Genomic DNA, 739 nt, shown 5'->3' on the forward strand with positions numbered 1-739 from the left:
TTCCGTGCCCGGTTCGGTGCCCGGAAGATGTGGCTCCACCTGCGCGCACAGGGCCATGACGTGGCGCGGTGCACCGTCGAGCGGTTGATGGCCGCGCACGGCTGGGCCGGGGCGCTACGCGGCAGACGGGTCCGGACCACGGTCGCGGACCCGCGTGATGTCCGGCCCGGTGATCTGGTCGACCGGGACTTCACCGCGCCGGCCCCGAACCGGCTGTGGGTCGCGGACTTCACCTACGTCGCGACCTGGTCCGGCACGGTCTACGTGGCGTTCGTCTTCGACGTCTACTCCCGCCGGATCGTCGGGTGGCGGGCAACCACGCGGATGACCACCGACCTGGTCCTGGACTGCCTCGAGCACGCGATCTGGACCCGGCAACGTGACGGGGTCAGCGACCTGACCGGGCTGGTGCACCACACCGACGCCGGCTCCCAGTACACCTCGTTCGCGTTCACCAGCCGGCTCATCGACGCCGGCGTGGACCCGTCAGTGGGTTCGGTGGGCGATGCCTACGACAACGCGCTGGCGGAGTCCCAGATCGGGATCTACAAGACCGAGCTCATCCGCCCCGAAGGCCCCTGGCGCGGCGTCGAGCACGTCGAGCTTGAGACCGTGACGTGGGTCGACTGGTTCAACACCGAGCGGACCCACGAATCGATCGACGACCTGACACCGATCCAGGCCGAAGAAGTTCACTACGCTGCACGAAACCGTCTCGTCCCGACCGGGTAGAGACACC

Annotated in this window: 1 protein-coding gene; it reads left to right on the forward strand. The window is 68.6% G+C overall.

The genetic code is table 11. The features are described 5' to 3' along the window. The coding region (locus ACFQQI_RS11680; protein WP_378562802.1) for an IS3 family transposase at positions 1-732 on the forward strand (732 nt) is incomplete at its 5' end. Positions 733-739 lie beyond the last annotated feature (7 nt).

Source organism: Nocardioides sp. GCM10030259, assembly GCF_042666375.1.
GTDB lineage: Bacteria > Actinomycetota > Actinomycetes > Propionibacteriales > Nocardioidaceae > Nocardioides.